At 44.2% G+C, this 2,993-nt stretch carries 4 protein-coding genes; 1 reads left to right on the top strand and 3 read right to left on the bottom strand.

Features of this window, described 5'->3' with window-relative positions; all coding sequences use genetic code 11:
- Positions 1–167: zinc ribbon domain-containing protein (locus tag F6J99_RS43800; RefSeq protein WP_365974611.1), on the top strand; the 167-nt coding region annotated here is incomplete at its 5' end.
- A gap of 516 nt (positions 168–683) precedes the next feature.
- Here the strand turns inward: F6J99_RS43800 and F6J99_RS43805 are convergent.
- From F6J99_RS43805 to F6J99_RS43815, 3 genes are read right to left on the bottom strand one after another with little or no spacing between them, the layout of a single operon-like run.
- A complete protein-coding gene (locus F6J99_RS43805; protein ID WP_081431351.1) occupies positions 684–857 on the bottom strand; it encodes a DUF4278 domain-containing protein in 174 nt (57 codons plus the stop codon).
- Positions 858–910: 53 nt separating this feature from the next.
- Positions 911–2,032: a transposase gene (locus F6J99_RS43810; protein WP_293123421.1), complete on the bottom strand. Its 1,122-nt coding sequence runs from the start codon at positions 2,030–2,032 to the stop codon at positions 911–913.
- Positions 2,016–2,603, bottom strand: coding sequence for an IS607 family transposase (locus F6J99_RS43815; RefSeq protein WP_293123423.1), 588 nt, complete (start codon positions 2,601–2,603; stop codon positions 2,016–2,018). The genes F6J99_RS43810 and F6J99_RS43815 overlap by 17 nt, the downstream gene beginning before the upstream one ends.
- Positions 2,604–2,993 lie beyond the last annotated feature (390 nt).

Raw genomic sequence — 2,993 nt, forward strand, 5'->3', positions numbered from 1 at the left:
AACTAAAAGACCGCATCCACTCTTGTCCTCATTGTGGTTATGTAGCTGACAGAGATGTAAATGCGGCGATCAATATATTGAATTTGGCGGTGGGGCATCCCGTCACAAGTAAAGCTTACCGAGTAACCGAAGGGATACCTGGTGTTGGTAAGAAGCCCACACTGTAATCTTTGATGAGCGTGTGGGAGTATGTCACAGACACCTTATTTGTAGGCTAGAATACTTAGTTGATATTTAGCGTCATCCGCTCTTTAGCCTCACATCTCAATGCTACCCCATGAGTGTGAGATGAATCGCGCACAGGAACTGTGTTGCATAGGTTGAAAAATGCTATACTGAAAATAGTAGGGAAGACAAATTAAGAGCTAACCGCCACCTACTTGCCTCAAAATTGAACTTTTTTGTATTGTAAGGCGTGGGTCGGGGCATCCCGGAGACGAAACCTTAGAAGAGTGGAGCCTTAATCATAAAGTTTTAACCAAAGGTGCGCTTTCCGTTGGCGAATTAAATTCGCCACGGGTCGCACCTCTTTTATGCATAGCCTGCTAACCATAAAGGCTCCACTCTTCTTGCGGTAACTTCTGACCGTATCGTTAATAAAGCTTGCTGAGTATCCTAACCAATGGGCGGAGTTGGCAAGAAGCCCACACTGAACCGTGCTTGTCAGTCTGGGAGTATGTCACTTAATAAGAAACGCCACGATATTTGAGGTTGACTTTGTCTTGCACAAGTGGTATAGGATGGGCACTACCCAATCGGTAATTCACTCCCCGATACTTGCCAGTCAAGTCAACTGCTGTGGTGGAAACTTCGCAAGGATGGTATTGGTAGCTAACACCGCGATAAGAAAGTTTCATAGTCTTCGCCTCATAGTGTGATTGTAGTGATAAGAGGCGCGTTCCGATACTTTTTAGCTACCAAAATCTACCAAAGGCAAATCTTGGCTCACTAATGCAAGCTGATTTCTCAGCCAGGGGGTATCTCCCAAGGCTCGTAGAAATATTCCACGAGCGCCGTTAATGTCTCGATCCATTGATCTACCATCAACTTTTGATTTAATAATTTTGCTGCCACCGATATTGACCAATTCCCCAGTCCAGCTAACTGTCTTACTCGTATAGGCTTCACAGACGTCTACGACGACTTTCCCAGTTTCTTGGGCTTTATGTTTTAGAAATTCTTTAAAGCGATAATGAGCAAAAGAAAGCATATTGCGAACTGTCTTCGATCTAATTTTGCGAGTAGTCTTTTTGGACATCTGGGAAGTCTCAAAAGTGGGAAGCAATATCACATCGAAGTTGTCAACTAAAAACCTAGCCGCTTTATGGTGAAGCTCGTTTACAAGATTTTGGAGCCTGATGATCATCCGTCTAGCGGCTTTTCTCATTCGGCGTTTTTGTCCTTTCTTAGCTTTACTTATTCGAGACAAAAGGTTGTCGAGATGAGAACAAATCCTTTGAATCTGGGAGAAATCACCATCACCAATCTTTCCAACAGAAGTCTCACTAAAGAATGTCAAAAAAGTCCTAACTCCGGGGTCTAAAGCGACTACTCTGCCTTGGTTCTCGGCTCTAGTATTAGTTGCTTCATGGGGAACTACCAGGTAGTAGTTCCCGTTGGTGCTAGTCAATCGACAATCACAGATATTGTCAGGCAGAGTCTCGGCAAAGGTAATTTCTCCAAGCTTTGTGTGATAGATCCCTTTACTGGACACTGCTGACTTAGGGATATAGCAAGACTGGACAGGGTTCTTGCGAGATCTAAATCTTACCCGATTGATTTGTGAAGTCTTTTTGTACTTCTTTTTGGCTTCCCTAACAGCAGTGCAAGCATCCTTTATCGCTATAGATTTGATTTGATAGGGTACTGCTTTGCACCACTCAGGGAGGTCAGTTAATATCCCAGTCTTGATGGCTTTCCAATTAGCTTTGGTTTCACCATCAGAGAGTATTTTGACGGTTTTATTGAAAACATAACGGGAAACTCCAAACCACTTACGAGCTGTTAAACGTTGCTCAGGGTTTAGGAACACTCGAATCTTCTTTGATTTTCGAACCGTACTTTCGGAGTCCGTGGACGCGGCAAGAGAAGACGTGAATAATGGAGAGAAGATCTGCGGTAAGTTCCGACTCGGGACAGCTTTCAGGTTGGTCGAGAACCAGGATTTTTCCACCGTTGAGACTGACCAAGTACTCAATGAGTTCAAACCCAAATCTGGTAAGTCGGTCTCTACAGGCAACAATAATTGTGAGCTGATCTCCGCGCACAATTCGCTCCAGTATGGCTTTAAGTCCTTTCCTTTTGTAGTTGAGTCCCGACCCGATATCTTTGATGATTTCCGCTCCTGGGAAGAGGGAGTGTAGGTAGGCGACTTGGCGTGCGAGGTCGTCTCTTTGCTTGGTAGAACTAACTCGGCAATAACAGATTGTGGTTGGCTGTCTTGGTTGTCGCCGCCCAAGACTAAGTAAGCTTTCTGTGTCAAAAAATCTAGTTCCCCCTGGGGTTTTTTCGCATCTGATCGTCCCATCGTCTGCATACTTCCTTAAAGTGTTCCTAGAGAGTCCCGTAAGTTCGACCGCCTTACGGAGTGGCACGAGTGTCATGAATCTAATCTACCAATTTTTTGTAGATATTGGCAGATTAGTGGACAATTAAGTTAACTGTCACAAGCCTCTAAACTCGTTACCTAGATCCAGAATGAAATAGCCCTGGGCTCACCTACTTATCACCTCCTACCAGTGACTAGCATAATTGTGACCACAGTTAGAACAAGTATAATCAGATCCTTCAAACGATTTACAGTGGCAACCCGAAACACTACAAGCACCATAGCCATTGACTGGAATTAGATTTTTTTTAGTTAAAACTAGGGCGTGTCATCAAATAGGAATCAATCTAGTTTAGAATCGATAAATGTAGAGAGTTGAGTCAATCAGGAGCCGTGCTATCATGACGCGCCGCTATGCTTTGCGTCTCGGACCAGTGGGAACGCA

Origin of the sequence: Moorena sp. SIO4G3 (assembly GCF_010692305.1) — a bacterium.
GTDB lineage: Bacteria > Cyanobacteriota > Cyanobacteriia > Cyanobacteriales > Coleofasciculaceae > Moorena > Moorena producens_A.

What these genes read in the sequence shown, in the direction of transcription:
- F6J99_RS43815 (WP_293123423.1), bottom strand. Translation starts at nt 2,603, where the DNA reads ATGACACTCGTGCCACTCCGTAAGGCGGTCGAACTTACGGGACTCTCT.
- F6J99_RS43805 (WP_081431351.1), bottom strand. Translation starts at nt 857, where the DNA reads ATGAAACTTTCTTATCGCGGTGTTAGCTACCAATACCATCCTTGCGAA.